The sequence below is a fragment of the Erythrobacter westpacificensis genome, from assembly GCF_039542285.1.
Classification (GTDB): Bacteria; Pseudomonadota; Alphaproteobacteria; order Sphingomonadales; family Sphingomonadaceae; genus Alteraurantiacibacter; species Alteraurantiacibacter westpacificensis.
This window is the reverse complement of the sequence record NZ_BAABHV010000021.1, coordinates 429410-453743: the sequence shown is the minus strand read 5'-3', so window position 1 is coordinate 453743 and position 24334 is coordinate 429410. Positions and strand designations below refer to the sequence as shown.

The 24334-nt window shown below is 62.6% G+C and carries 22 protein-coding genes, 2 tRNA genes and 1 pseudogene; 13 read left to right on the top strand and 12 right to left on the bottom strand.

All coding sequences use genetic code 11. The features are described 5' to 3' along the window. Nucleotides 1–32: 32 nt before the first annotated feature. From ABFX23_RS15120 to ABFX23_RS15110, 3 genes are all read right to left on the bottom strand, one after another. Entirely contained in the window at nt 33–1859 is a 1827-nt protein-coding gene (locus ABFX23_RS15120; RefSeq protein WP_346033818.1) for an ATP-binding protein, read from the bottom strand. Further along, nucleotides 1852–3105, bottom strand: a complete 1254-nt coding sequence (locus ABFX23_RS15115; RefSeq protein ID WP_346033817.1) for an SIR2 family protein — start codon at nt 3103–3105, stop codon at nt 1852–1854. Before ABFX23_RS15115 ends, ABFX23_RS15120 begins: the two co-directional genes overlap by 8 nt. 282 nt (nt 3106–3387) lie before the next feature. Next, nucleotides 3388–3463 (bottom strand) — tRNA-Thr (locus tag ABFX23_RS15110). 127 nt (nt 3464–3590) lie between these two features. Between ABFX23_RS15110 and ABFX23_RS15105 the strand changes: the two genes are divergently transcribed. Then, on the top strand, nt 3591–3959 hold the full coding sequence (locus ABFX23_RS15105) for a TM2 domain-containing protein (RefSeq protein ID WP_346033816.1): 369 nt from the start codon (nt 3591–3593) through the stop codon (nt 3957–3959). A gap of 19 nt (nt 3960–3978) precedes the next feature. On the opposite strand, the gene ABFX23_RS15100 is transcribed toward ABFX23_RS15105, so the two are convergent. Together ABFX23_RS15100 and ABFX23_RS15095 are read right to left on the bottom strand one after the other, a co-directional pair. Beyond that, nucleotides 3979–4845: a hypothetical protein gene (locus tag ABFX23_RS15100; RefSeq protein WP_346033815.1), complete on the bottom strand. Its 867-nt coding sequence runs from the start codon at nt 4843–4845 to the stop codon at nt 3979–3981. Next, complete coding sequence (locus ABFX23_RS15095; protein WP_346033830.1) at nt 4842–6155, bottom strand: replication-associated recombination protein A; 1314 nt, start codon at nt 6153–6155, stop codon at nt 4842–4844. Before ABFX23_RS15095 ends, ABFX23_RS15100 begins: the two co-directional genes overlap by 4 nt. A gap of 121 nt (nt 6156–6276) precedes the next feature. Between ABFX23_RS15095 and ABFX23_RS15090 the strand changes: the two genes are divergently transcribed. Then, the gene (locus ABFX23_RS15090; RefSeq protein ID WP_346033814.1) at nt 6277–7164 is read left to right on the top strand and encodes a PadR family transcriptional regulator; all 888 of its coding nucleotides are present in this window, start codon (nt 6277–6279) and stop codon (nt 7162–7164) included. Nucleotides 7165–7229: 65 nt separating this feature from the next. Beyond that, nucleotides 7230–7667, top strand: coding sequence for a hypothetical protein (locus ABFX23_RS15085; protein ID WP_346033813.1), 438 nt, complete (start codon nt 7230–7232; stop codon nt 7665–7667). Between the two features lie 9 nt (nt 7668–7676). Here ABFX23_RS15085 and ABFX23_RS15080 read toward each other — a convergent pair whose 3' ends face one another. Then, the gene (locus ABFX23_RS15080; protein WP_346033812.1) at nt 7677–8825 is read right to left on the bottom strand and encodes a glycosyltransferase family 4 protein; all 1149 of its coding nucleotides are present in this window, start codon (nt 8823–8825) and stop codon (nt 7677–7679) included. A 74-nt stretch (nt 8826–8899) separates the two neighbouring features. Between ABFX23_RS15080 and ABFX23_RS15075 the strand changes: the two genes are divergently transcribed. Together ABFX23_RS15075 and ABFX23_RS15070 are read left to right on the top strand one after the other, a co-directional pair. Continuing rightward, a complete protein-coding gene (locus ABFX23_RS15075; protein ID WP_346033811.1) occupies nt 8900–9661 on the top strand; it encodes a hypothetical protein in 762 nt (253 codons plus the stop codon). 137 nt (nt 9662–9798) lie between these two features. Then, a complete protein-coding gene (locus tag ABFX23_RS15070) occupies nt 9799–10089 on the top strand; it encodes a hypothetical protein (RefSeq protein WP_346033810.1) in 291 nt (96 codons plus the stop codon). A 67-nt stretch (nt 10090–10156) separates the two neighbouring features. Here the strand turns inward: ABFX23_RS15070 and typA are convergent, their stop codons facing one another. Further along, nucleotides 10157–11998 (bottom strand): translational GTPase TypA, encoded by a 1842-nt coding sequence (typA, locus tag ABFX23_RS15065; protein ID WP_346033809.1) that lies wholly within the window; start codon nt 11996–11998, stop codon nt 10157–10159. A gap of 298 nt (nt 11999–12296) precedes the next feature. Between typA and ABFX23_RS15060 the strand changes: the two genes are divergently transcribed. Together ABFX23_RS15060 and ABFX23_RS15055 are read left to right on the top strand one after the other, a co-directional pair. After that, nucleotides 12297–15029, top strand: a complete 2733-nt coding sequence (locus ABFX23_RS15060) for a TonB-dependent receptor (protein ID WP_346033808.1) — start codon at nt 12297–12299, stop codon at nt 15027–15029. Nucleotides 15030–15184: 155 nt separating this feature from the next. Further along, nucleotides 15185–15994, top strand: coding sequence for a hypothetical protein (locus tag ABFX23_RS15055; RefSeq protein WP_346033807.1), 810 nt, complete (start codon nt 15185–15187; stop codon nt 15992–15994). Between the two features lie 17 nt (nt 15995–16011). On the opposite strand, the gene ABFX23_RS15050 is transcribed toward ABFX23_RS15055, so the two are convergent. Together ABFX23_RS15050 and ABFX23_RS15045 are read right to left on the bottom strand one after the other, a co-directional pair. Next, nucleotides 16012–18519 (bottom strand): ABC transporter permease, encoded by a 2508-nt coding sequence (locus ABFX23_RS15050; protein WP_346033806.1) that lies wholly within the window; start codon nt 18517–18519, stop codon nt 16012–16014. Nucleotides 18520–18524: 5 nt separating this feature from the next. Further along, nucleotides 18525–19226 carry an ABC transporter ATP-binding protein gene (locus ABFX23_RS15045; protein ID WP_346033805.1) on the bottom strand — a complete coding sequence of 234 codons (702 nt, stop codon included), beginning with the start codon at nt 19224–19226 and terminating at the stop codon, nt 18525–18527. Nucleotides 19227–19265: 39 nt separating this feature from the next. Here ABFX23_RS15045 and ABFX23_RS15040 point away from each other — a divergent pair, with 39 nt between their 5' ends. Then, nucleotides 19266–20006, top strand: a complete 741-nt coding sequence (locus ABFX23_RS15040; protein ID WP_346033804.1) for an arylesterase — start codon at nt 19266–19268, stop codon at nt 20004–20006. Here the strand turns inward: ABFX23_RS15040 and recF are convergent. After that, complete coding sequence (gene recF, locus ABFX23_RS15035) at nt 20003–21085, bottom strand: DNA replication/repair protein RecF (protein WP_346033803.1); 1083 nt, start codon at nt 21083–21085, stop codon at nt 20003–20005. The two genes, ABFX23_RS15040 and recF, sit on opposite strands and share 4 nt — an antisense overlap. 235 nt (nt 21086–21320) lie before the next feature. On the opposite strand from recF, the gene ABFX23_RS15030 reads away from it, so the two are divergent. The 3 genes from ABFX23_RS15030 to ABFX23_RS15020 are packed head-to-tail and all read left to right on the top strand — an operon-like array spanning nt 21321 to nt 21831. Continuing rightward, nucleotides 21321–21449: a hypothetical protein gene (locus tag ABFX23_RS15030; protein WP_346033802.1), complete on the top strand. Its 129-nt coding sequence runs from the start codon at nt 21321–21323 to the stop codon at nt 21447–21449. Nucleotides 21450–21490: 41 nt separating this feature from the next. Beyond that, the gene (locus ABFX23_RS15025; RefSeq protein WP_276309481.1) at nt 21491–21613 is read left to right on the top strand and encodes a hypothetical protein; all 123 of its coding nucleotides are present in this window, start codon (nt 21491–21493) and stop codon (nt 21611–21613) included. Continuing rightward, nucleotides 21610–21831, top strand: a complete 222-nt coding sequence (locus ABFX23_RS15020) for a PspC domain-containing protein (protein ID WP_120075989.1) — start codon at nt 21610–21612, stop codon at nt 21829–21831. The genes ABFX23_RS15025 and ABFX23_RS15020 overlap by 4 nt, the downstream gene beginning before the upstream one ends. Before the next feature lie 22 nt (nt 21832–21853). Here ABFX23_RS15020 and ABFX23_RS15015 read toward each other — a convergent pair whose 3' ends face one another. After that, a complete protein-coding gene (locus ABFX23_RS15015) occupies nt 21854–22561 on the bottom strand; it encodes a queuosine precursor transporter (protein WP_346033801.1) in 708 nt (235 codons plus the stop codon). A gap of 57 nt (nt 22562–22618) precedes the next feature. Here ABFX23_RS15015 and ABFX23_RS15010 point away from each other — a divergent pair. Next, nucleotides 22619–22695 (top strand) — tRNA-Arg (locus tag ABFX23_RS15010). 79 nt (nt 22696–22774) lie between these two features. Then, a complete protein-coding gene (locus tag ABFX23_RS15005; RefSeq protein WP_346033800.1) occupies nt 22775–22936 on the top strand; it encodes a hypothetical protein in 162 nt (53 codons plus the stop codon). A gap of 18 nt (nt 22937–22954) precedes the next feature. Here ABFX23_RS15005 and ABFX23_RS15000 read toward each other — a convergent pair. Next, nucleotides 22955–24333 (bottom strand): annotated as a pseudogene (locus tag ABFX23_RS15000) (NAD-dependent succinate-semialdehyde dehydrogenase). Nucleotide 24334 lies beyond the last annotated feature (1 nt).

The window sequence follows — 24334 nt, the reverse complement described above, 5'->3', positions numbered from 1 at the left end:
TCAATCCGAGACGAGGCCCACACTCCGCTGATCTACGCCGCGAGTTGTGCCAAATGTTCTGACGACGGACAGGTATTGATGACTGCTCGAGGACGCTGTGCGCGCCATGAGGCTACAACCCGATCGTAGCCCTCCTCTCGTCGAGGTATCGACCATCGTTCGCTCACCTGAGGATCGCTGCTTCTGGGTTGATGCTCTTCAGGTGGCAGAGTGATCCGGCAGCGCATTGGAAGCTTTGCGGCCTCTCCCATGACAATTGCCTCACCAGTTCTCAGCACGGGTAGAACCTCGAGCAGGCTAACAAGACCATCAGGCAATGTACCCTGGACCCTTGCCCGATCTTGAGGATTTGAAAGACGCAATGCGAAGTAGGTCCCGCACTGAGAGAGGATCGTCTCATCGACCTCCGAAGGCCGCTGGCTGATGACCATTGCACCTACGCCATACTTCCTGCCCTCCTTTGCGATCTTTTGGACAGTCTGGGACGCTAACCCGTTAGCGCTGCTGGACAGATATCGATGTGCTTCTTCCATCACGACCAAAAGCGGGCGCTCAATGCCGCCTTCCGATTTCTCTCTGCTCCAGAACATTGATTCGTAAACGACCTTGAGAATTGAGCCCACCAACCGCTCAAGAACGAGACTTGGCACGCCCGAAAGATCAAGGATTGTGATCGGCTTGGGACCGCCAATCCATCCGGCCAATAGCTCATCAAGGTCCTTGTTGATCGTGCCGTCTAGTTCGGGTTCCCAGTTGCCGGGGTGGAGGAGAAAGTTGTAACGCCGATCAAGCAGCAGAGACCGAAGCTGGTTGAGCTGCCTACGGATGCCGATGGCCTGTTGGTTCAAGAACGGGCCTTGGGCTCCCATTGCGTGAGGCTTGTAAGTCGGAGCAACGAGCTGGTCTGCATCACCTGGATTTTGCAGCGTGGGCTGATCGCGGTTTGGCCCCTCGAATGTTGCAATCTCGAAATCGATAAGATCATACCAGAGCTGCTTGAGACTGAACGGGAGAGGCGTATCGACTGTGATCGAGCTTTCAAGAACGCCTGGAAAATTCTGAGCTGTATGCGAAGCGACTTTTAGCTGGAAAATCCTGTCAGAGAATGCAGTCTCGCGCGCACCATCAACGCCGCCCGTTAGAAAGTCGAGCAAATCGGACGTGTCCAACGCCCAATACGGCATCAGCAGTTCCTGTTCGCCGGCTTGTGGATCAACCGAGAAAACCGTGGCGATATCGGAGAGTGCCGCGGAATATTCGCCGTGTATGTCGAGCATGAGAATGCGAGCGCTTGGGTAGGCTTCCTCCCCATCTTCTGAGCTGGAAATTGAGCGCAATAAGCTCGCGATAGTTGTCGATTTACCTGAGCCCGTTGAGCCCAAGATCGCCGAATGACGAGTGACCAGCTCGTTCAAGGCCATTTTAGCGGGGATGCTCTCGGCGCTAGACAAGGAACCGATGACAACCTGGCCCCGTTCGCTCGCGCCGTATATCTTGGCGAGGCTGCTCTCGGTTGTGATGTGCACGCCATCCCCGACATTGGGATATTGGCTAATGCCTCGCTCGAAAACTCCGCTTATTGCCTCTCCGACAAGTTGCACTTCCATCCATCGCCCGGTGTCGGCTTCTGGGGCAACGCCAGTCTGAGGTGCGGCCTTCGCACCCACACCGGACACGACTCCGTACAACTCCTGATATCCCTGCGGTATCCTTACGAAGCTGCCAACCTGCCCGATCCGGTAGGCCCGTCCCTCGATCATCGAGAGACCTGAAGCGACAGATTGAGCGAGATGAACGCTTACAGAAGAACCGGAAACCGATGCAACGCTGCCCAGATATGTAGGGTCGCGGCTAAGCATTCTCGGCACAAGCCGCTGGTGGTGCTTCAGCTTCGCCAGTTTCTCCGGCTTCGTCTTCCGCCTTTGGCTCGGGTTTTGAAAGGATGTCCGTGGCCTGAGCCAATGCGAAAAAGCGTGCAAGTCGAGCAAAATCTCCGAGAACAAACTGGCTTTCGCCACCTGTGTCGGACTGCCAGAATGTCCGGCGAATGCTCTTCCATTCTTCCGTCGGCGGCTCTCCTGGCCTCCACTTACCTTTAACGCCGAAGATCACAGCCCCATCTCGCGCATAAACACTTAAGTTCGGCCTACGAAGGGCCAGCTTGACCGCTAGTTCCTCTTCCTCAAGGGGCTTGAACTGAAACGCGAGCACGGCGGTATGGGTGTTCGAAGACAATGCTTCATCCAAGACCGCGCTAATGTGGGCATCGAAGAATGAGAAGCCCGAGCAGATCAGGATCGTGTCCGGCGTCGTTAAGAAATCCCGCAAGCGCTCGAACAAAGCGGAATATGGCTGCCGTGCTATCTGCTCGTACTTCAGATGATCGGGATAGATAAGCTGCGTAGCTTCACGACTGCCTGTTCTGATGATCGCGTCCGGTTTTACCTCCCAGCCGAGTGATCCGTGGATCTTCCACATCCGCGACCAACGAGGTGGCAGTGAGTCTTCCGAGATGCTCGTGGGATCGAAGAACGGCTTGTGTGAGCCCGTGAAGCCATCAAAGTAAGGCAATCTTGCGCGCTCAAACGCCTCTTCAAGCAAGAGATCGTAATTCGGGGTAAATATCTCGATTGGATGGTCACGCTGGGTTCCGCCAATCCAAGAAACTAACTCCGTGAAGGCGTTCGGTTCTTCGGGAAGCGGGCTCGCAACGATCGCTCCGATCTTTTCGCATATCCGCTTGGCAAGCTCTTCAAATGCGATGCCGTTGAGTCCGTGAACCTCGGCGGCTCCGATCGCTTGTGACAAACGTCTAACACGCGTGAGAATTGTCTCGATGTTGGGATTGTCACCCAGCTCGGGCAAAAGTTTATCAATGACCTCTCGATCCTTGGTGGCCAAGCCACCAACAACGATTTCGGTAAGACGGGCAACATCTGGAATGAGAGGTGCGCCGCTCGCATCAAGCTTGCCATCGACGTTCACACGAACGGAAACGGGTGCGCCAGCTCCCAATAGGAGGCCTATTCGCTTCTTCCCTTGCGACAATATCTGGCGCAAATCGACCATGAAGCGGTCTGGATTGTGTAGTGTCGTATCGGTCATTGGCGCTTTGCCCTCTGTAGCGTCATTGCGGGCTAAACCGAGCAACGCCAATTAGATAGCTCCTTTCTGACATCGATGCATGAAGATGTGAACACCCGAAAGAAGCCAATGTCTGCAATCGAGTGATTTCGGCTTGGGCTCCAATGACTGCAATGAGGGCGCCAGGCTGACAATGGCCAGAGACCAGCTGACTGGATCAGAGCGACCTCTAGGCGGTGGTGGGGGAAATTTTATCCAAGCTAATTGGATTTAGACCAATCAGTTGTGACGTCCCACAGGCGATGGTGCCGGTTAGAGGATTCGAACCCCTGGCCTGATGATTACAAATCAACTGCTCTACCAACTGAGCTAAACCGGCTCACCGTATGGGCGGTCGCCCCTTTGGTCGAAAGCGGATCGGAAGGCAAGTGGGCGCGCGAAGGTGGTGTTTGAAACCGCACGGCGGATATGCTTCTATCGCACGGGGACGCAACCTGGAGCAGCGAATGGATTCCCGTACCCAGGAACAATTAATCTTCGAGGCGCACCGCAAGTCCGCGGGCGCCAGCTACCTGCTGTGGTTCTTCCTCGGATTTTTCGGCGCGCATCGCTTCTACCTCGGGCGGACGGGGACGGGCATTGCCCAGTTGCTGATGTGTCTGAGCATCGTGGGGATCATCCCGCTGGCCTTCTGGTGGCTGATCGATGCCTTTCAGATCCCGGGAATGGTGCGCGAGGAGAACATGAAGACGATTCGTGAACTCAGCGGCTACCGCGAAGGGCAGAGCGGCTCGCGGCTCTCGGCGCCACAGCACGAACCACCGCGTCCTCTGGACCCGCGGGTCGAGGAGATCCGGGAATTGCGCCGCCGCTGACTGGTTCACGTACGGCTCGTCAGGGCACGCCGAAAGTCCAGCCCTCGGTTCTGGCGATGTGCGGTGTCAGGCCTTCCGGTGACCAAAGCGCTGCATCATGGCCTTTCGTGCGAAGCCAGGCGGCTGTAACCAGCGCGTCGCTGGCATGATCGTCGATTGTGCCGCTACCCACGACGGGTGGACTCCCGAGATTCTGGAGGGCCGTATTCAATTCCTCGATCGTGCGGATTTTTGCGCGGGAGGCTGAGCGCCCCGCCGCGATGGCCGCAAGCGTCGTGTAGATTTCCACGATGACAGAGCCTCTCGCGGGCAGCGGATCGACGGGCCAGACGGGGACTCGCCCGCGCAGCGCGTGAAGCATCCGCATCCCGGTAAGGCTGGACTTGCCCACCTGCGCCGCGCCGACGAGATTGAAGTTAGAATAGGGCTTGCAGCCTTGCCTGGTCTGTTCGACTTCCGTCACGCGGAACCGGCCGCGTCCGCCGCCGAACAAGTCGCCCTCGCGCCCGCCGTGGCGGCGAAAATGGCGGCTTGCCTCCGGATGGTCGACGAAGCTTCCGGCTGCCAGATGCTCGTCATCCTGCGCAATGTTGTCGATCAATGCCCACAGCGATCTGGCATCCTCAGGGCTTTCCTCCCAGCCGGGGAAGAAGGCGCCAGCATCGAGGAACGGGAGCGAGATACCAAGATCCAGACCTACCAGCGTATCGGGCGGCAATTCCTCTCGCAGAAGGTGGAGGACCTCCGTCCGGCTCCAGTCTTTCCCGCGCTCTACCAGCACGGGTGGACCGCCGCCAGCATCGGCGATGGCTATCGCAATGCCCTTGTGCCGCGCGCCTGCCGCGCCAGACCAGTCAATCGCGACGAAATGCGAAAAGCGGTTCAACCGCGCTCTGCCCGTAGTTTGTCCCAATAGTCGAGCCGCTTCCTGATCTCGCGCTCGAACCCGCGTTCCACCGGTTCGTAATAGGTCTGTGCGTCCATGTCGTCCGGCCAGTAGTTGTCGCCCGAAAAGCCTTCTTCTGCGTTGTGATCGTAGGTGTAGCCCTTGCCGTAGCCGACATCCTTCATCAGCTTCGTCGGCGCGTTCACGATGTTCATCGGCGGCATCAGGCTGCCGGTTTCTTTCGCGCTGCGGAAGGCGGCTTTCTGGGCCTTGTAAACGGCGTTCGATTTGGGCGCGGTGGCGAGGTAGAGGCATGCCTGCACCAGCGCGAGTTCGCCTTCCGGACTGCCGAGGAACTGGTAGGCATCCTTTGCTGCCATGCACTGCGTCAGCGCCTGCGGATCGGCGAGGCCGATATCCTCCACCGCCATGCGGATCAGCCGCCGCGCGACGAACAGCGGCTCCTCGCCTGCCACCAGCATCCGGGCCATGTAATAGAGTGAGGCCTGCGGGTCTGACCCGCGCACCGCTTTGTGCAGGGCGGAGATGAGGTTGTAGTGGCCCTCCCGGTCCTTATCGTAAACCGCAACGCGGCGCTGGAGAAACTGGCCTAGTGCGGCTGGCTCGAGCGGATCGTCGATTTTTGCCGCATAGAGCGTTTCGGCCTGGTTGAGCAGGAACCGACCATCGCCATCGGCGGAGGCGATCAGCGCCTCGCGCGCTTCTTCGGTCAGGGGGAGGGGGCCTTCCAGTTCCTCGGCCCGGTCCAGCAGTTTCCCCAGTGCTTCGGCATCGAGGCGGTGCAGTATGAGCACTTGCGCGCGGCTGAGCAGGGCGGCGTTGAGTTCGAAGCTGGGGTTCTCCGTCGTCGCGCCCACCAGGGTCACGAGGCCGCGCTCCACGAAGGGCAGGAAGCCATCCTGCTGCGCGCGGTTGAAGCGGTGGATTTCGTCCACGAACAGCAGCGTGCGCTGGCCGGCCTTCTGGGCCTTTTCGGCGGCGGCAAAGGCCTTCTTGAGGTCGGCAACGCCCGAGAACACGGCGCTCACGGCCTCGTAGCGCATGCCCACCTCGTCGGCCAGCAGGCGAGCGATGCTGGTCTTGCCGGTGCCGGGCGGTCCCCACAACACCATGCTGGAGAGCCGGCCCGCGGCCACCATCCGGCCGATGGCGCCATCGCTGCCGGTCAGGTGTTCCTGCCCGATAACCTCGGCAAGGCTGCGCGGGCGCAGGCGATCGGCCAAGGGGGCATCCTCGCGCACCTCTTCGGTGGGTTTCTGGGGGGCATCATCGGCAAACAGGTCGGCCATGGGCATTATGTAGCGGCTTGGCTCGCCGGAGGTAGGGCAGGGCGGGAATTTTCCTCCGACCTCTTGTTACGATAGGTCTAAGATATATCTTAAGGTGAGTGGGACGTACTGGAGAGTTGCAATGAGCAAGGATAGCAGGAAGCCGCGGGCAACCGGAAAATCGGCAAAGGGCGCCGCATCGCGCCCGCGCCGCGCGCGCCGGGAAGAGGAGATCGTCGAACCCGAAGATCTGGAACCAGTCGAGGGCGATATCGAGGACCAACCCGAGGACGAGGACTTCGAAGTCGAGGTGGAGATCGAAATGGACGACGACGATGGTGACTGGGAGGAGCGCGGCCCGCGCCGCTATCGCCGTCGCCGTCGTTACAACGCGGAGGACGTGCTCGGCATGACCGGCATCTTCGGCAGGGACGGTCCGCTTGGCCCCGATGGACCCTTCGGTCCTGGCGGGGTGTTCGGCAAGGACGGCGTGTTCGGCCCCGGAGGCATGTTCGCGCAAAGCGGTGGTCGCAAGCGTTCCCGCTCGCACAAAGGCGAAGGCCATCGTCGTCGCCGCCTGTTCGGGCCGGGCGAACTGCGCCTCGTGCTGCTGGCCATGCTGGCAGAGGAACCGCGCCACGGATATGAACTGATCAAGGCGCTGGAGGACATGACCGCCGGCTCCTATTCACCCAGTCCCGGCACGATCTACCCGACCCTGCAAATGCTGGCCGACGAGGGCGCGATTGCCGAGCAGGACAGCGAGGACGCGAAGAAGCTGTTCCAGGCGACCGAGAGCGGCCTTGCCGAGCTGGAAGAGCGCAAGGACGAGATCGAGGAACTGTGGGACCGGCTTGGCCGCAAGCGCGAAAAGGCGCGGCCCAAGGGTTCGTCCGAACTGTTCCGCGCGATGGGCAACCTTGCGCAGGTCATCCGTAACAAGGCTGCCGACGGCAAGGTGAAAGATCTCGACAAGGAACAGGTTGTCGACCTGATCGACGAACTGGCGCGCAAGATCGAGCGCCTGTAACTTTCCAAGCCAATTCCCTCTTTTGCGCAAGCATGCTAGACTTGCGCGAAACAGGGGAGGCAACAATGGCCATCATGGAACGTCCCGCCACGCCGTGGCACCTTTGGGTGATCGGCATCCTGGCGCTGCTGTGGAACGCCTTTGGCGCCTACGATTACCTGATGACGCAGACGCGGAACGAGGCCTACATGTCGGCTTTTACCCCGCAGCAGCTCGAATATTTCTACAGCTTCCCCGCATGGATGGAGGCGTTCTGGGCGATCGGCGTCTGGAGCGCGTTCCTTGGTGCGGTCCTGCTGGTGCTGCGCAGCCGCTTTGCCGTTCACGCGTTCGTGCTCGGCCTGATCGGGTTGGCGGGTTCGTCCGTCTACCAGTTCACCAACCCGGCACCGGACGGCGTTCTCGACGGTACGGGGCTGATCATGACGGTTGTGATCTGGACCAGCCAGATCCTCCTGGCGCTCTATGCCCTGGCGATGATGCGCCGCGGCGTGCTGCGCTGATCCAGCAACCTATTTTCTGCGCGCTGCGATTAGCCGCAGGTAGGTATCGGCCACGGCCCCGTTGATCGTATCCCAATCGAAGGCATCGGCGCGCCGGGCGCCTGCCTCTCCGTGGGCGCGGCGCAGGTCGGGGTCGGCAGCGTAGGCCGTCAAGGCATCGGCGTAGGCAGACACATCGCGCGGCGGCACGAGGTGTCCGGTTTCTCCTTCGATCACCAGGCTGGACGCACCGGTGGCATCGGCGGCCACTACGGGCACGCCGCAAGCCATCGCCTCCAGCGTGACGTTGCCGAATGTCTCGGTAACGGAAGGGTTGAGCAGCACGTCCATGCTGGCGACAGCGCGGCCCAGGTCCTCGTCCTGCTGGAAGCCGACGAATTTCGCTTCCGGCACTTTCTCGGCGAAGAATTCCTTTGCCGGGCCTTCCCCGATCACCAGCACCTGGTGCGGCACGTCGCGCTTTCGCAGTTCCACCATCGTCTCCGCAAAGATGTCGATGCCCTTTTCCAGCACCAGCCGCCCGAGGAAGCCGACCGCCATGTCGTCATCTTCGATGCCCAGCGACCGCCTCCATTCCAGATCGCGTCGGGCAGGGGTGAAGATGTGCCGATCGACCCCGCGAGACCAGGTGCCGATATCGTGATGCATGCCCTGTTCGCGCAGTTCCTCGATCATGCTGGCGGACGGTGCGACGATGGCATCGCAGCGATGATAGAACCGGCGCAGCAGGGCGACGAAGACAGGCTCGATGAAGCCGAACCCGTAGTAGCGCGGATAGGTCTCGAACCGGGTGTGCACGCTGGCAAGCACCGGCTTGTCATGCGCCCGCGCCCAGGTGGCGGCGCGATGGCCGGCGACGTCCGGACTGGAAATATGCACGATGTGCGGATCGAACTCGGCCAGGTTCGCCTTGATCTCTTTGCTGAGACCTGTGGAGAACTGATATTCCCCGCGGCCCGGAATAGGCACGGAAGGCAGGCTGACAAGCTCGCCCGCAGGTTCGAACGCAGGTGTATCTGTGGTCGGTGAATAGACGCGCACATCGGCGCCCTGTCGCAGCAGGTAATCGACAAGCCGGTTCAAAGCCTGGTTCGCGCCGTCGCGGACGTAGTTGTAGTTCCCGCTGAACAGCGCGACGCGAAGTTCACTCACATCCATCGCTCTGCCCTTAGGCGAGGCATTGCTGCTTGGCGAGAGGGCAATGGAACGGGCCGTGGTGACGCGGCGTTGGAATGACGATGGAGAGCAACGAGATTTTCGTAACCGCAATCATGGTGGCGGGTTTCCTCACCGTGCACCTGCAGGTGCATCGCCTGCGTTTCCTCGACGTAACGCCGCGCAGCCGCTGGCTTTCCTTCGCAGGCGGTGTGGCCGTGGCTTACGTGTTTCTCCACGTGCTGCCCGATATCGGGATGCACAGCCGCGAATTCTCCGACGAACTGGGCGTTTCGCCAACCGCGGCCGAGAGCGCGGTCTATTCACTGGCCCTTGCCGGGCTTGCCGTGTTCTACGGGCTGGAACGCGCGGTGAAGGTCAGTCGGGAGAAGGCGCGCGCCGCCGGGGAAGGGGACCGCATACAGGACGATGTCCTTTACCTGCACCTCGTCACCTATGGATCGTTCAACGCGCTGGTCGGCTACCTGCTGCTGCACCGGGAGGAAAGCGGCGACTGGGCGCTTGCGCTGTTCTTCATTGCCATGGCGCTGCATTTTCTCACCGCCGATTTCGGAATGCGGCAGGATCACCGAGAAGCATACGACAGGCTGGCGCGCTGGATCATCAGTGCCGCTGTCGTCGGCGGCTGGGTGCTGGGCATCTTCATCGCGCTGTCTCCGGTGCTGATCGGGGGCCTTTTCGCCTTCCTTGCGGGCGGGATCATCCTCAACGTGCTGAAAGAGGAATTGCCGGAGGAGCGGCAGAGCTATTTCCTGCCTTTCCTGCTGGGCGTGATCCTCTACGCCGGCCTGATCATGGCGGAGCGCCACTGGGTCTGACCTCCGCGGGAACCGGAGCGCGGGAGCGGGGTAATCTGAGGGTGCGCGCCTGCCTGTCCCTGCTGCCGATTTCTCTCGCACTGATTGGCTGCGCCCCGGGCGCAAGCGAAGATGGCGAGGGCGGCGAGGACGCTGTCTTGGCGACCACCACCCATATCATCCCGCGCGAATTTCGTGGCCGCTGGGCGGAGGAACCCGCCGCCTGCCTCGTGCCCAATTCGCGCCGCTACGAGATCGCTGCGGGCCGTATCGACACGGCCAGTTTCGGCGGCGCTGTGGACGAAGTGCAAGTGGCAGGTACGGACGCGATCGCCCGCCTCTCCCTGGAGCAGGGCGAGGTGCAATTCACCATGACCCTTCTGGACGCAAATACGATGCAGGCAAGCTACGGCGACCGAGCGCCTTTCATCCTGCGAATGTGCCGCTAGGGGCCAAAGTTCATCGGTTGCTGTCGTTCATCCCGCGAATGGCGCGGGATGAACGACACGACATTTCTCAGGAGTCCGCTGCGGCGCGCTTGGCGCGCTTGCGCTCATGCGGGTCCAGGTGGACCTTGCGCAGGCGGATGCTTTCGGGCGTGACTTCCACGATCTCGTCGTCGCCGATGTAGGCAATCGCCTGTTCCAGCGTCATCTTGCGCGGTGGGGTCAGGCGGATGCCTTCGTCCTTGCCGCTGGCGCGGAAGTTGGTGAGCTGCTTCGACTTGAGCGGGTTGACCTCGAGGTCTTCCGGCTTGGCATTCTCGCCGATGATCATGCCCTGATACAGCTTTTCGCCGGGGCCGACAAAGAGCACACCGCGCTCCTCGATGGTGTTGAGGGCGTAGGCCATTGCCTCGCCCTGTTCCATCGAGATCAGCACGCCGTTCTGGCGACCGGCGATCTTGCCCTTGTGCGGACCGTAGCTGTCGAACAGGCGGTTCATGATGCCCGTGCCGCGCGTGTCGGACAGGAATTCACCATGATAGCCGATCAGGCCGCGGCTGGGAGCGATGAAGGTCAGGCGCGTCTTGCCGCCGCCGCTGGGGCGCATCTCGGTCATCTCGGCCTTGCGCTGCGCCATCTTCTCGACGACGGTGCCGGAGAATTCGTCGTCCACGTCTACCACTACGGTTTCGTAGGGCTCCAGCTTCTGGCCGTTCTCTTCGCGATAAAGCACGCGCGGGCGGCTGATGGACAATTCGAAGCCCTCGCGGCGCATCGTCTCGATCAGCACACCAAGCTGCAATTCGCCGCGACCGGCAACTTCGAAGGCATCCTTGCCGGAGCTTTCCGTCACGCGGATGGCGACATTGCCTTCGGCTTCGCGCTCCAGACGCTCGCGGATGACGCGGCTCTGCACCTTGTCGCCTTCGCGGCCCGCATAAGGGCTGTCATTGACGGCAAAGGTCATGGAGAGGGTGGGCGGATCGATCGGCGAGGCGTGGATCGGGGTGGTGACGTGCGGGGCGGCCAGCGTGTTCGAAACGGTGGCGTCGGTCAGGCCGGCGATGGCGACGATGTCGCCCGCCTTGGCGTGCAGCACGGGCTCGCGATCAAGGCCGTTGTAGGCGAACACCTTGGTTGCCCGTCCCACTTCCACGACCTTGCCGTTCACGTCCAGCGCACGGATCGGCATGCCGGTTTCCAGGCGACCGCTCTCGATGCGGCCCGTCAGGATGCGGCCGAGGAACGCGTCGCGGTCAAGCAGGGTGGCCAGCATGGCGAAGTCGCCATCGGGATCGAGATCGGGCTCGGGAACGTGGTTCACGATCAGGTTGAACAGCGGCAGCAGGTCGCCTTCGCGTGCTTCGGGGTCCTCGCTGGCATAGCCGGAGCGGCCCGAAGCGTAGAGAACGGGGAAATCGAGCTGCTCGTCATCCGCATCGAGGTTCACGAACAGGTCGAACACTTCGTCCAGCACCTCGTTGGCGCGCGCGTCGCTGCGGTCGATCTTGTTCACGACCACGATGGGCTTGAGGCCGAGGCCCAGCGCCTTGCCGGTCACGAACTTGGTCTGCGGCATCGGGCCTTCGGCAGCGTCCACCAGAAGGATGACGCCGTCGACCATGCTGAGAATACGCTCCACCTCGGCACCGAAGTCGGCGTGACCGGGGGTGTCGACGATGTTGATGCGGTAGGAATGCTGGCCACCCTCGGGCTTCCATTCGACGCTGGTCGGCTTCGCCAGGATGGTGATGCCGCGTTCCTGTTCCAGTTCGTTCGAATCCATCGCGCGTTCCTCCACGCGCTGGTTCTCGCGGAAGGTGCCGGACTGGCGGAAGAGCTGGTCGACGAGCGTGGTCTTGCCATGGTCGACGTGGGCGATGATCGCCACGTTGCGAAGGGGGGCGGACATGTTCTTGGTTTCCTGGGTTGTGGCAGGCAGCAAATGCTGCACCTGCGAATTTGCCGCGCCGATAGCCTATGACGGCCTCCGCCGCAAGCGGATGTGGGGTGCTTCGCTTTACCTATACGTGAGGTTCCTCCATGTTGCGGAAATGTAACACAGCCGGTTTCTTCCGTAATCGGTTGGTAAAGTCCCGATTGTGCGAAGCTTTTGCGCACTCTATCCAAGGACGACCAATAGAGGTCGCTTGAAACCGGTTCACAGCCAAACGGCGGGACAGGTTTTCGAGGGAGAGATGGAGAAATCAATGACCAGCAAGACTGCCCGCATCGCGGGTTTTTCGCGCAAGTGCCTGTGTGGCGCTGCCGCCATTGCACTAATCGCACCGGCTGCCGCCATGGCGCAGGACGAGGCGGATACCGGACAGGACATCTATCCCGACGAAGCGGGCGAGGACAGCAACCAGGGCAACAGCATCATCGTTACCGCTTCCAAGCGCGAACAGACGCTGCAGGAAGTGCCCGTTGCCGTGTCCGTCACTAGCGGCGAAACGCTGGAGCGTGATCAGATCCGCGACATCCGCGACCTGCAGACCGTGGTTCCCTCGCTGACGGTTGGCCAGCGCCAATCCTCGGCCAACACCGGCTTCTTCATCCGCGGCTTCGGCAACGGCGCCAACAACGCCGGTATCGAACCCTCCGTCGGCGTGTTCATCGACGGTGTCTATCGCAGCCGCACCGCGTCCTCCATTTCCGACCTGCCGAACGTGCAGCGCATCGAAGTGCTGCGCGGCCCGCAGTCGACCCTGTTTGGCAAGAACGCCTCTGCCGGCGTGATCTCGGTCACCACCGAAGAGCCGCAGTTCGACCTTGGCGGCTCCGTCGAGGCGACCTGGGGCAACTACAACGCCAAGGTGCTGCGCGGTTACCTGACCGGCCCGATCACCGACATGGTGGCCTTCAGCGTCGCTGGCGGCGTGAACAAGCGCGACGGTTTCTTCGAGGACCTGGGCACCGGCAACGATTCGAACGACCGTGACCGCTGGTACGGCCGCGCGCAGCTGCTGGTCGACAACGGCACCGACATCCGCCTGCGCTTCATCGCCGATCTCGACAAGATCGACGAGGTCTGCTGCGGCGTCGTGAACGTGCAGAACGGTCCGACGACTGCTGCCGTTCTGGGCGTGGGCGGCATGGTGACCGACCCGAGCGATCCCTTTGCCGATGTCATCTACAGGAACTTCGATTCCACCAACAACATCGAGAACCGCGGCGTTTCCGCCCAGCTCGACTGGGACGTGGGCGATTTCACTTTCACCTCGATCACCGCAAGCCGCACGACGGAAGCCGTGACCTTCCAGGACTCGGACTTCACCAGTGCCGACCTGATCTATCCCAATTCGCAGGATCTGGAGATCGATACCTTCACGCAGGAATTCCGCATCGCCGGGTCCATCGGTGATCGCGTCGACCTGTTGCTGGGCGCTTTCTACATCAACGAAGACGTGACGCAGGCGAACCAGCTGCTCTACGGTGCCGACTTCCGCGACTACGCAAACCTCGTGGTCGCCAACCTGTCGGGCGGCGCTTTCTCGCTGTTCCCGACGCCGGTCGCTCCGGGCGCAACGCCGCTGGAACAGGTGTTCAGCCAAGCTTTCAGCACCAACTATGTGGGCACCTTCTTCAACCAGGGCCAGGGCTTCACCGAAGCCTACACGCTGGATTCTGAAGCTTACTCGCTGTTCGGCCAGGTCGATTTCGAAATCGTCGACGGCCTCGTGCTGACGCTGGGCGGTAACTACACCGACGACAGCAAGCAGTTCACCCAGGATGCGACCTCGACCGACGTGTTCTCGGCGATCGACTTCGACGCTCCGCAACTGGCGCCGTTCCGCCAGCAGGTGCTGTTCCAGGGCGCACTGGCGCAGGGCGTGGGTGATGCGCTGATGCTGGGCCGTGCGGCGACCGCTGCGGAGATCGGCGCCTTCGCCGCCAACAACATGGCGGCCTTCGGCCAGATTCAGGCCGGGGCCCAGGCCTTTGCCGCAGGCAACGTCAACAACCCGCTGGCAAACCCGCTGAACCCGCTGCGAGCATTGCAGTTCCTGCCGCCGTTCCTGGGCGTTCCCAACGCCGTGGAAGATGGCCGGATCAACGATGACAACTTCAGCTTCTCGGCGCGCCTTGCCTACGATCTCACGCCCGACGTGAACATCTACGCAAGCTACGCCACGGGCTTCAAGGCAAGCTCCGTCAACCTGTCGCGCGACGCGCGTCCGTCGCTCGCCGATCGGGCCGCAATCGAAGCGGCCGGGCTCGCCCGTCCGAACCAGACTTACGGTTCGCGCTTTGCCGGCCCGGAGGAGTCGACTGTCATGGAAGTCGGCATCAAGGCCAACTTCGACACCTTCTCCGCCAACCTGACGGTGTTCGACCAGGAGATCGAGGGCTTCCAGTCCAACATCTTCACCGGTTCCGGCTTCGTGCTGGCGAATGCCGGCAGCCAGTCGACCTGGGGCGTGGAATTCGAAAGCACCTTCTACCCGACCCGTTCGCTGACGCTGAACGCGGCGGTCACCTACCTCGACCCGACCTTCGACAGCTTCGTGCAGTCGGCGCAGGGCGATATCTCGGGCACCCGTCCCTCGGGCATCCCGGAATGGACCGTGATTGTCGGAGCACAATATGAAGCCGACGTTGGCAGCGGTCTGCTGATCCCGCGCGTGAATTACTTCTGGTCCTCCGAAACGCAGCTGGTCGAAGGCCTGCCGGCTTTCGCAGTGCGCGGACCGGACGGCACCATCGTCAACGGCCAGCCGGCTATCGACGCGGGCCTGCCGTTCACCTCGCAGGTCGACAACCTGACCGCTTCGCTGACCTACGAATGCGACTGTGGCCTGTCGCTGTCCGTCTGGGGCCGCAACCTGACCGACGACCGCAACCTGGGTACCGTGTTCGACGCGCCCGCCCAGCCGCGCAGCGTTGTCGGATATCCGAACGATCCGCGCACCTACGGTGTCACGGGGCGCTTCCGTTTCTAAACAAACGGTTAGAGAGAAAAAGGAAAGGGGGCCTTCGCGGCCCCCTTTTTGTTGCGCGATACGGGTTTTCCGTGTTCGATGTGCAGCGACGGGCAGCAACAGGGGGATTCGCTATGTCGCTCAGTATTGGGGGGATCATTTCGCAGACTTTCAGCATGACGAGACAGCGGATCGGTTCGCTCCTCGGCATCTATGCCATTTATTTCGTGCTGCAGCTGGTGCTGATGTTCGTCATGTTCGGTGCCGTCGGTTCCAGTTTCATGATGGCCGGAGCGATGGAAAGCCCCATGGCCATGGGCGCAGGCGCCATGCTGATGATGATCGTCGCCTATATTGCCTACTTCCTGATCTACATGGCGCAGGGCGCTTCGCTGGTTCACAACGCCTCGCCCGTGCACGACACCACGCTGGGCGATTCCCTCATGGAAGGCCTGCGCAAGATCCCCACGCTGTTCGGTCTCGCGCTACTCCTGATGGCGGCCTACATCGCGGCCGTCCTTCTGCTTGCCATTGTCGGCGCGATCTTCTCGCTTGCCGGGGATGCCGGATCGGTGCTGTTCCTCGTCGCCGTGTTCCTGGGCATGATTTACGTGGCCTGCCGCCTCTCGCTTATCATGCCGGTGATTGCCGTCGACGGAGTGCGTAACCCGATAACCGCCGTAACCCGTAGTTGGACCCTGACGAGCGGCCACGTAGGCAAGATTTTCGTCGTCATACTCCTCTTCTCGCTCATCGTGGTCGGCGCCATTCTGGCGATGTTCGCCCTGATGGGTGGGAGCATGATGGGCTTTGCAGCAGGTGGAAACATCGACGCCGCGGCTCCCGCGATGGGTGCCACGATGATCGTCTTCTTCCTAGGCTTTCTCGTGCTGATGGTCCTGCTCGCGCTGCTTTCCGCGGCTTTCATGGCCGTGCTGCACGCTTCGCTGGCCGGGCCCGAGGCAGTGGCCGAAACCTTCGCCTGAGCCGAGGGGCGCAGACGCTAGAGCGAACGCAGCGTCTGCGCCGGGCGGGCGCGCAGCAGCGGCAGCGAAGCGCCAAGCGCGAAGGCCAGCACCAGCACCAGCCCGCCACCGAGCACGGCGAGGATCTCGGTCCAGTCGGGCAGCCAGTCGAATTCGAACATCTGCACGATCACCAGCCAGGCGACGCCCGTTCCGAGCGCCAGCGCAACGCCTGCCAGCACGGCGACAAGCAGGCCGAATTCGGCGAATTGTAAGGCGAGCAATTGGCCCCGGCTTGCGCCCAGAACGCGCAGGATCACCGTGTCGTAGATGCGCGCGGCACGCGCTGCAGCAATCGCACCCAACAGCACGGCAATGCCGGCCAGCACTGCCACCGATGCCGCTGCGAGGATGGCGAGGCTCACCTGGTCAAGGATGGTGCGCGCCTCGGTCAGCAGCGGTCCGACCTCGATTACGCTGGAGGACGGGAAAGCCTCGACTAGATCGCGCAACAGGCCGCTCGCCTGCGTGCCCTCGGGCAGTTCGATGGTCGCGGCCAGGTTATGGGGTGCGGATTCAAAGGTGTTCGCCGAGAAAACCCAGACGTTGTTGAAGCCGAGGCTCTCCCAGTCGATGCGCCGCGTATTGGCGACGCGCGCAGTGAATTCCACGCCCAGCACGTTCACCGTGATCATGTCGCCGATGGCAATATCGGCGGCCGTCGCCAGCTCCTCGTCGACCGAGACGAGCGGTTCTCCGGCATAGCCTTCGTCCCACCATTCGCCGCTGGTGACGACGTTGCCGTCAGGAAGGGTGTCCGAATAGGTCAGGCCGCGCTCTCCGCGCAGGCCCCATGTGCCTTCGCGCTCTTCCATGTCGGCGACGCGGATCATGTTGTCTTCAGGGCCGAAGGACACGATAGAGCCGCGCAGGGTGGGCACGGTGTCCACGGCGGCTTCGGGGGAGATGTCGCTCACGATCGCGCGGAACTGCTCCACCCCGTCGCGCGGCACGTCCAGTACGAAATAGTCGGGCGCACGCTCGGGGACGGATCGCTGGATATTGCCGTCGAGACTGCTTTGTACGCCAGCCAGCAGCACGAACGCGGCGAGGCCGAAGCCGAGCGCCGTCACGAGAGAGCCCGTCGCGGCACCGGGCCGGTGCATGTTGGCAATGGCGGCGCGCACGATGGGGTCCGACGGGCGAGGCATCCGGGCGGCTGCCCAGCGGATGGCGCGGCCAAGCAGGGCAAGGAAGCCGAGGATCGCGGCAGCGCCGGCCAGGAAAAGCGCAGAAAGCAGCGGGTCGTTGGAGCCGATCACGGCCAGCGCGATAATACCGACGATGCCGATACCGACGGGCAGGGCGGCTCTGCGCCATTGCTGTGCCAGCGGCGATACCCGCGCGCGCATCAGCGCCATAGCCGGAAAATTGCGCGCCCGCGTCAGCGGCGGGGCGGCGAAAACAAGGGCCACCAGCAGCCCGAACAGCGCCGCGCGCAGCAGCGCCAGCGGATCGAACACGAAACTTGTAGTGACAGGCAGAAGCGACCCCAGCGCGCTCGCCAGCAGCGGCGTGACCAGCACGCCCGCCAGCAAACCGGCGGCAGCACCGACGCAGGCCGCGATGCCGATTTCCAGTGCGTAGATACGGGCGATATCGCCCGAGGTCGCGCCGAGGATTTTCAGCGTGGCGATCGAATTGCGCCGCGCTTCGAGGTAGGAATTCACACCGCCGCCGATGCCGATGCCTGCAATCACCAGCGCGGCAAGCCCCACCAGGGTCAGGAACTCGCCCATGCGGCTGACGAACCTGTCCGCCCCGGGAGAGGCACGGTTACGGGTGCGAAAGTCGAACGGGCTGTCCGGGAAAGCTTCCTGCATGGCTTCCGTGATCTCGTCCGGGTCCTGGTTGCCATCGAAGGCGACCCGGGTCTTGGTCTGGAACATGGCTCCGGGCGCGACGAGACCCGCCGCCTCGGGCAAGTCGAGCGGTACGATTACGGTCTGGCCAAGCGCGAAGCCTTCGGAAAGCCTGTCCGGCTCTTCCGCGATGATGCCCGCAATCTCTACCTGCTCGGTGCCCAGCGTAATGGTGTCGCCGTTTTCCACACCCAGCCGCTCTGCCGCGCCGGGGGCCAAGTAGGCTTGCCCTGCTACGGGTGCGCCTGTGCTCGAGCCGTCTGCCAGCAGCAGTTCGCCGTACATGGGATAGTTCGGCGCGATAGCTTTCAATTCAACCGGCACGGCAGAGTCCGGCGTGGTCGCCATGGCCTGCAACCTGTATCCGGGGGAAACTTCTCCCAGCCCGTCGAGATAGGCCATTTCCTCGGCGCTGGGCATGCGCTGCCACAGCTCCACTTCCATGTCGCCGCCAAGGATTGCCTGCCCCTGGCTATCGAGTTCGCCCTGGATGGCGGAGGTCAGGCTGCCAATGGCCGCCAGCGCGCCCACGCCCAGGAACAGGCAGACGAGCAGCAGCCTTAGACCGCGAAAGCCGCTGGCAAGATCGCGCCGGGCAATGGTCCATGCGGTGCGCCAGTCCATGCGCGTCAGGCCGCTTTCGTATCGGAAGCGATCTGGCCGTCGCCCAGCGTCACCACGCGGTCGCACATTTCAGCAAGGTGCCGGTCGTGCGTGATGATAACGAGCGTCGCGCCGGTTTCCTTGCGACGGCGGAACAGTACGTCCACCACGCTGTCACCCGTGCTGGCATCGAGGTTGCCGGTCGGCTCGTCGGCAAAGATCAGCGGAGGGCGCGGGGCGATGGCGCGGGCGATTGCCACGCGCTGCTGTTCTCCGCCCGAAAGCTGCGCCGGATAATGGGTAAGGCGGTGGCCGAGGCCGACCGATTCCAGTTCCTCCGCCGCGCGTTCCCACGCGGCCTTGTCCCCTGACAGTTCCATTGGGGTAGCAACGTTCTCCACGGCGGTCATCGTTGGGAGAAGGTGGAATGCCTGTAACACGATCCCGATACGGCCCCGGCGGGCAAGCGCGAGCGCGTCCTCGTCCAGCGCGGTGAAGTCCTCGCCTGCCACGGTCAAAGAACCGGAGGTGGCCCGCTCCAGCCCCGAAAGCACGGCCATGAGCGAGCTTTTGCCGCTGCCGGAGGGGCCGAGAAGGGCGAGGGTTTCGCCGGGCATCACGTCGAGATCGATCCCGCGCAGGATCTCTACGGCCGCCTCGCCGTCACCAAGGGTAAGGCGCAGGTCTTTGGCAGCGATGACGGGTTTGGCAGTGTCAGGACTTGTCATAGGGCTTGTCACCGGGCGGCGATGGCATAGCTATGGGGTATGAGCAAGCCAGTCCTAAGTCGGTGGCATAGCGCCATCCGCGCTTCGTCGATCATCGCCTCTCTCGCACTGGCGCTCGCCGCCTGCGGATCGGAGGCACCGGCCCCCACCACCGAAGCTCCCGAAGCAAGCGAAGTCCATGCCGAGGACACGTTGCCCATGATGGGGCCGGAGCGGGTGATCCTGGGTTTCGGCAACAGCCTGATGGCGGGTTATAATGTCGAGGAAGAGCAGGGCTATCCCGAAGTGCTGGAACGCGCGCTGCGCGGGCGCGGCATGAATGCCAGCGTGATCGACGCGGGCGTTTCGGGCGATACCACTGCGGCGGGCCGCCAGCGCATCGCCTTCGTGCTGGACAATGCCGATGCCGATATCGACCTCGCCATCATCGAACTGGGCGGGAACGACCTGCTGCGCGGCATTTCTCCTGACCAGACGCGGGAGAACCTCGGCGCGATCATCGAGGAAGTGCAGTCGCGCGGCATCCCGGTCCTGCTCATGGGCATGCGCGCGCCGCCCAACTACGGGGCGGAATACGTCGGCCAGTTCGACGGCATGTATCCGGCGCTTGCCGAGCAATACGGCACGGCGCTGGTGCCCTTCTTCATGGAGCCGGTGTTCGACGATCCCGACCTGATGCAGGCCGATCGCATTCACCCGACTGCTGAAGGCATCGAAGACATGGTGGCCGCCACGCTGGATGCCGTGGTGGACGCGTTGCCCGAAGAGGACACGAACTAGAGCCGCTCCACCCTGCCGCCTGCCACGCGCCAGACTGCGGCTTCTGACAATATGCCCTCGAACGGCGCAGGCTCGGTTCCGGTCAGCCAGACCTGCGTTCCGCTCGCGCGCAGACGATCGAACAGCGCCTCCCTGCGAACCGGATCGAGATGCGCTGCCACTTCATCCAGCAGCAGGACGCCGGGACGTCCGCGCGCCGCGAGTTCCGCATGGGCGAGGGTAATGGCAACGAGCATGGCCTTTTGCTCCCCGGTCGAGCAATCGGCAGCAGGCATCATCTTGCCCGCCATAGTGACGCCCAACTCGTCACGGTGGGGCCCCGATAATGTTCGCTGCGCCGCGCGATCGCGTGCGCGCGTATCCCGCCATGCCGCGGCCAAGCCCTCGCGCGTCAGTTCACCACCAGGCTCGTATGTGAGCAGCGGGCGTGCGAAGGGCGCTTCGGGCAACTCTGCCAGTCTCGCTGTCAGCGCGCCGACAAGCCGCGCGCGACCCTGCGCCAGACCTGCGCCGACCTCGGCCATCTGCGCCTCGATCGAGTCGAGCCATGCGGGATCGGGCTCGTGCTCGTCGGAGAGCAGGCGGTTGCGTTCTCTCAGTGCTGCTTCGTAACGGCTGGCGCAGCGCGCGTGTTCGGGCTCAAGCGCAACGGCCAGGCGATCCATGTAGCGACGGCGCGCACCCGCGCTGTCGGCGAAGAGGCGGTCCATGGCCGGGGTGAGCCAGCCCATGGCGAGCCATTCCCCCAGGCTGATGGCGGTGGCTTCCGCGCCGTTCACCTGCACGATGCGCCTGCCGGGCCGGTCTGCGGCCATGCCGGTGCCGAGCTTCACAGGCTCTCCGCCATCGCCCGTATCGAGCGACACGCTGGCCGCGAATCCACGGCCTTCCTGTGCGGCCATGTCCGACAAGGCGGCACGGCGCATTCCGCGACCGGGGGCAAAAAGCGAGAGGGCTTCGAGCACATTTGTCTTTCCCGCGCCGTTTTCGCCTACCAGCAAGTTCAGCGGGCGGGTGTCGTCCAGCTGCGTTCCGGCATGATTGCGGAAGGTGGAAAGGGTGATGCGGTCGAGCGCCATGGGTGTGCCGCATCTACTATTGCAGCGGGGCAGCGCTTGCCACTCCAAATGCAGCCAGAATATCGATCCCCAAAGTTGGTGAAAAATCCTAACTTGTGGTCTGGTTGTGATTGCAACCTTTCTGAACGCTGAACAGAAATGGCAGAATTCTGCGGTTTTTCAAAACTGGCACGCCCTCTGCAAAGTCTGGGGCATGAGACGAAATGGTCCTGATCTAACAAATGAGGGAAACAAAATGACTTTCGCAAACGACTTCACCGCTCGCATCTCCGCCGCTCTCGCTGCCGTTGCGGTGACAACCACGATCCTCGTCAGCAGCTTCTCGGCGCCGCAGGCCAGCATCGTCGCCGGTCTTCTCGCCTGAAGCAGAGCAATCGCAATCACTACACTTTCAAGGAGACTGACATGACCAACGAATTTCAGAACAAGCTGATGGCCGGCCTTGCCGCCGCTGCCGTCACTCTCACCCTGCTGGTGAGCAGCTTTGCCAATCCCAACGCAACCAGCGTTGTGGGCCTGCTGGCATGAGCAAGTTCGACAGCAATCACAACGCGGTCCGACCCGCTTCTTCCAAGAACTTCCGTCTCGATCATGCAGACGGCAAGATCGCCGGGGTGTGTGGCGGCATCGCCAAGTATTTCGGGATCAACCCGCTGATCGTTCGGTTGGTATTCCTGGTGGGGGCCGTTGCCGGGTTCGGCAGCTTCATCCTCATCTATCTCGCGATCTGGCTGCTGGCTGATTGAAGCCGGCGGCCATTTCGCCCATTTAACTCCCGCGCGTCTCGCGTGACGCGAAGGGAGAGAAATCGGTGTCGGTATCGAAGATCTCGACGCCCTCGCGCTTCTTGAGGAAGCCGACCACGCGATAGGTGACCGGCGTCAGCACGGCTTCCCAGCCGACCTTGAGCGCCCAGTTCGTCACCATCACCAGCACCACGTCGCTCGTTTCCCACACGCCGAGAAAGGCGATGGGATAGAACAATAGGCTATCCACGCCCTGGCCCACTACGGTGGAACCGATGGTACGGGTCCACAGTTTCTCGCCCCTCGTCCAGAGCTTCATCTTCGCCATGACGTAGGAGTTGACGAACTCGCCCGCCCAGAACGCCGCGATGGAGGCGAGCACGATGCGGGGCACTTGGCCAAAGACCTGCTCGTAGGCGTCCTGCCCGGTCCAGCTCGCGCTAGGGGGCAGGGCCACGACGACGAAGCTCATCACGGCCATGAATATCATCGCGGCAAAGCCTGCCCAGATCACCCGGCGTGCGCGCGCATATCCGTAGACCTCGGTAAGCACGTCGCCGATCACATAGGAGAGCGGAAAGAACAGGATGCCCGCGCCAAAGGTGAATCCGGCCACGGTCGAAAGTTTCGCTGCGCCTATGACATTGGAAAGCACCAGCACCACGACGAAGGCCGCCATCACCAGATCGAAATAGCGAAAGCGCGCGTGGGCCGGGGCGGAATTGTCCATGTGTGAGTGCTAGCGCCATTTGCGCCGGCCGCAAATATGGCTAGAGGCCCATGGGACGCGCCCATAGCTCAGCTGGATAGAGCACGGGACTTCTAATCCTGAGGCCGCAGGTTCGACTCCTGCTGGGCGCGCCACAAAAGCAACGAGCCCGGCAACGCCGCCAGGCTCGTCACTTGTCCGGCTTTACCGGAATGGTTTTGCAGGGAGACGGGCGTGGGTCCTATCATACTTGGCGCCGCGGGCGTGATCCTGTTGGCCTACCTAGTGGCCGACAAGAGCAAGATCGGCCGATACCGCAAGCAACACAACCGCTGGGCCATCCCGTTCTGCATCGTCAGCCTTGCCCTGTTCGGACTCATGGTTTTCAGCGGCTGACGCGCATTCGGTTCCGGATCAGGCGCTGCCGATGAAGATGCTCTTCGTATTGGTGAACTCGCGCATGCCGAAGCCGCCGTGTTCGCGCCCGTAGCCCGAATTCTTCACCCCGCCGAACGGCATCGAGGGGTCTGCCACGCCGTAGACGTTGATGAAGACCATGCCGGTATCGAAGTGCTTCGAGGCAAGTTCGATCGCGCGGTCCTCGTCCTTCGACAGGATGCCTCCGCCAAGGCCGTAGCGGCTGTCGTTGGCAAGGCGCATGGCGTCCTCGTCGTCCTTCGCCTTGATAACCGAGGCGACCGGGCCGAAGATTTCGTCGTCGTAGGCGGGCTGGCCAGGGGCAACGTCTGTCAGGACGGTTGCCGGATAGAACGCCCCGGGGCCATCGGGGATCTGCCCGCCACACGCGATCTTCGCACCCTTGGCGACGCTCTTCTCGACCTGCTCGTGAACATCAGCGCGCAGATCCGTCCGCGACATCGGCCCCATGTCGGTGTCGTCGGCGGTCGGGTCGCCGGTCTTCACCGCTTCGAAACGGGCAACGAATTTCTCGAGGAATTCGTCGTAGACCTTCTCGGTCACGATGAAACGCTTGCCGTTGATGCAAGTCTGGCCATTGTTATACAGCCGCGCCTCGGCGCAGACCTTTGCCGCCAGGTCCAGGTCGGCATCTTCCAGAACCATGTAGGCATCGTTGGAGCCGAGCTCCAGCACGGTGGGCTTCAGCACCTTTCGGCAGCCTCTGCAATGTGCTTGCCTGCACCATCCGATCCGGTCAGCGTCACGCCGCGAACCTTGTCGTGCGTGATGATTTCGTCAGACGTGTCGTGATCAATCACCAGCACGGTGAAGAGGTTTTCGGGCAGGCCGCCTTCACGGAAGATCCTCTCGATCATCAGGCCGCTGCCCGTGCAGTTCGATGCGTGCTTCAGCAGCACGCCGTTGCCAGCCATCAGATTGGCGATGGCGTAGCGAATCACCTGGTAGGCAGGGAAATTCCACGGCTGGATGCCATAGATCACGCCGATCGGCTCATAAGTCACGATGCCGCGCCCCGCATTGGACGGATCGCGCGGTTCGGGTGCCAGCTCTGCCGGGCCGCAACCGGCGGTGTAGTCGCAGATGGCGGCGCACAGCTCCACCTCGTCGCGGCTGTCCTTGATCAGCTTGCCGACTTCCTCGGTCATCAACTGGGCAAGTTCTTCCTTGTTGTCGCGGAGTGCCTTGCCAAGGCCCTTGATCGTTTCGGCGCGGCCCTCGCGCGATTTCAGCTTCCACTTGGTAAACGCCTCGTGACAGGCGTCGACCTTGGCCATCGCGGCATCGCGGGCCAGTTCCTCGTAGGTGTCGATATTCTTGCCAGTGGCGGGATTGACGGTGGTGATCGTGCCCATG

What these genes read in the sequence shown, in the direction of transcription:
- ABFX23_RS15120 (WP_346033818.1), bottom strand. Translation starts at nt 1,859, where the DNA reads ATGCTTAGCCGCGACCCTACATATCTGGGCAGCGTTGCATCGGTTTCC.
- ABFX23_RS15115 (WP_346033817.1), bottom strand. Translation starts at nt 3,105, where the DNA reads ATGACCGATACGACACTACACAATCCAGACCGCTTCATGGTCGATTTG.
- ABFX23_RS15105 (WP_346033816.1), top strand. Translation starts at nt 3,591, where the DNA reads ATGGATTCCCGTACCCAGGAACAATTAATCTTCGAGGCGCACCGCAAG.
- ABFX23_RS15095 (WP_346033830.1), bottom strand. Translation starts at nt 6,155, where the DNA reads ATGGCCGACCTGTTTGCCGATGATGCCCCCCAGAAACCCACCGAAGAG.
- ABFX23_RS15090 (WP_346033814.1), top strand. Translation starts at nt 6,277, where the DNA reads ATGAGCAAGGATAGCAGGAAGCCGCGGGCAACCGGAAAATCGGCAAAG.
- ABFX23_RS15085 (WP_346033813.1), top strand. Translation starts at nt 7,230, where the DNA reads ATGGCCATCATGGAACGTCCCGCCACGCCGTGGCACCTTTGGGTGATC.
- ABFX23_RS15080 (WP_346033812.1), bottom strand. Translation starts at nt 8,825, where the DNA reads ATGGATGTGAGTGAACTTCGCGTCGCGCTGTTCAGCGGGAACTACAAC.
- ABFX23_RS15075 (WP_346033811.1), top strand. Translation starts at nt 8,900, where the DNA reads ATGACGATGGAGAGCAACGAGATTTTCGTAACCGCAATCATGGTGGCG.
- typA (WP_346033809.1), bottom strand. Translation starts at nt 11,998, where the DNA reads ATGTCCGCCCCCCTTCGCAACGTGGCGATCATCGCCCACGTCGACCAT.
- ABFX23_RS15060 (WP_346033808.1), top strand. Translation starts at nt 12,297, where the DNA reads ATGACCAGCAAGACTGCCCGCATCGCGGGTTTTTCGCGCAAGTGCCTG.
- ABFX23_RS15055 (WP_346033807.1), top strand. Translation starts at nt 15,185, where the DNA reads ATGACGAGACAGCGGATCGGTTCGCTCCTCGGCATCTATGCCATTTAT.
- ABFX23_RS15050 (WP_346033806.1), bottom strand. Translation starts at nt 18,519, where the DNA reads ATGGACTGGCGCACCGCATGGACCATTGCCCGGCGCGATCTTGCCAGC.
- ABFX23_RS15045 (WP_346033805.1), bottom strand. Translation starts at nt 19,226, where the DNA reads ATGACAAGTCCTGACACTGCCAAACCCGTCATCGCTGCCAAAGACCTG.
- ABFX23_RS15040 (WP_346033804.1), top strand. Translation starts at nt 19,266, where the DNA reads ATGAGCAAGCCAGTCCTAAGTCGGTGGCATAGCGCCATCCGCGCTTCG.
- recF (WP_346033803.1), bottom strand. Translation starts at nt 21,085, where the DNA reads ATGGCGCTCGACCGCATCACCCTTTCCACCTTCCGCAATCATGCCGGA.
- ABFX23_RS15030 (WP_346033802.1), top strand. Translation starts at nt 21,321, where the DNA reads ATGACTTTCGCAAACGACTTCACCGCTCGCATCTCCGCCGCTCTCGCT.
- ABFX23_RS15025 (WP_276309481.1), top strand. Translation starts at nt 21,491, where the DNA reads ATGACCAACGAATTTCAGAACAAGCTGATGGCCGGCCTTGCCGCCGCT.
- ABFX23_RS15020 (WP_120075989.1), top strand. Translation starts at nt 21,610, where the DNA reads ATGAGCAAGTTCGACAGCAATCACAACGCGGTCCGACCCGCTTCTTCC.
- ABFX23_RS15015 (WP_346033801.1), bottom strand. Translation starts at nt 22,561, where the DNA reads ATGGACAATTCCGCCCCGGCCCACGCGCGCTTTCGCTATTTCGATCTG.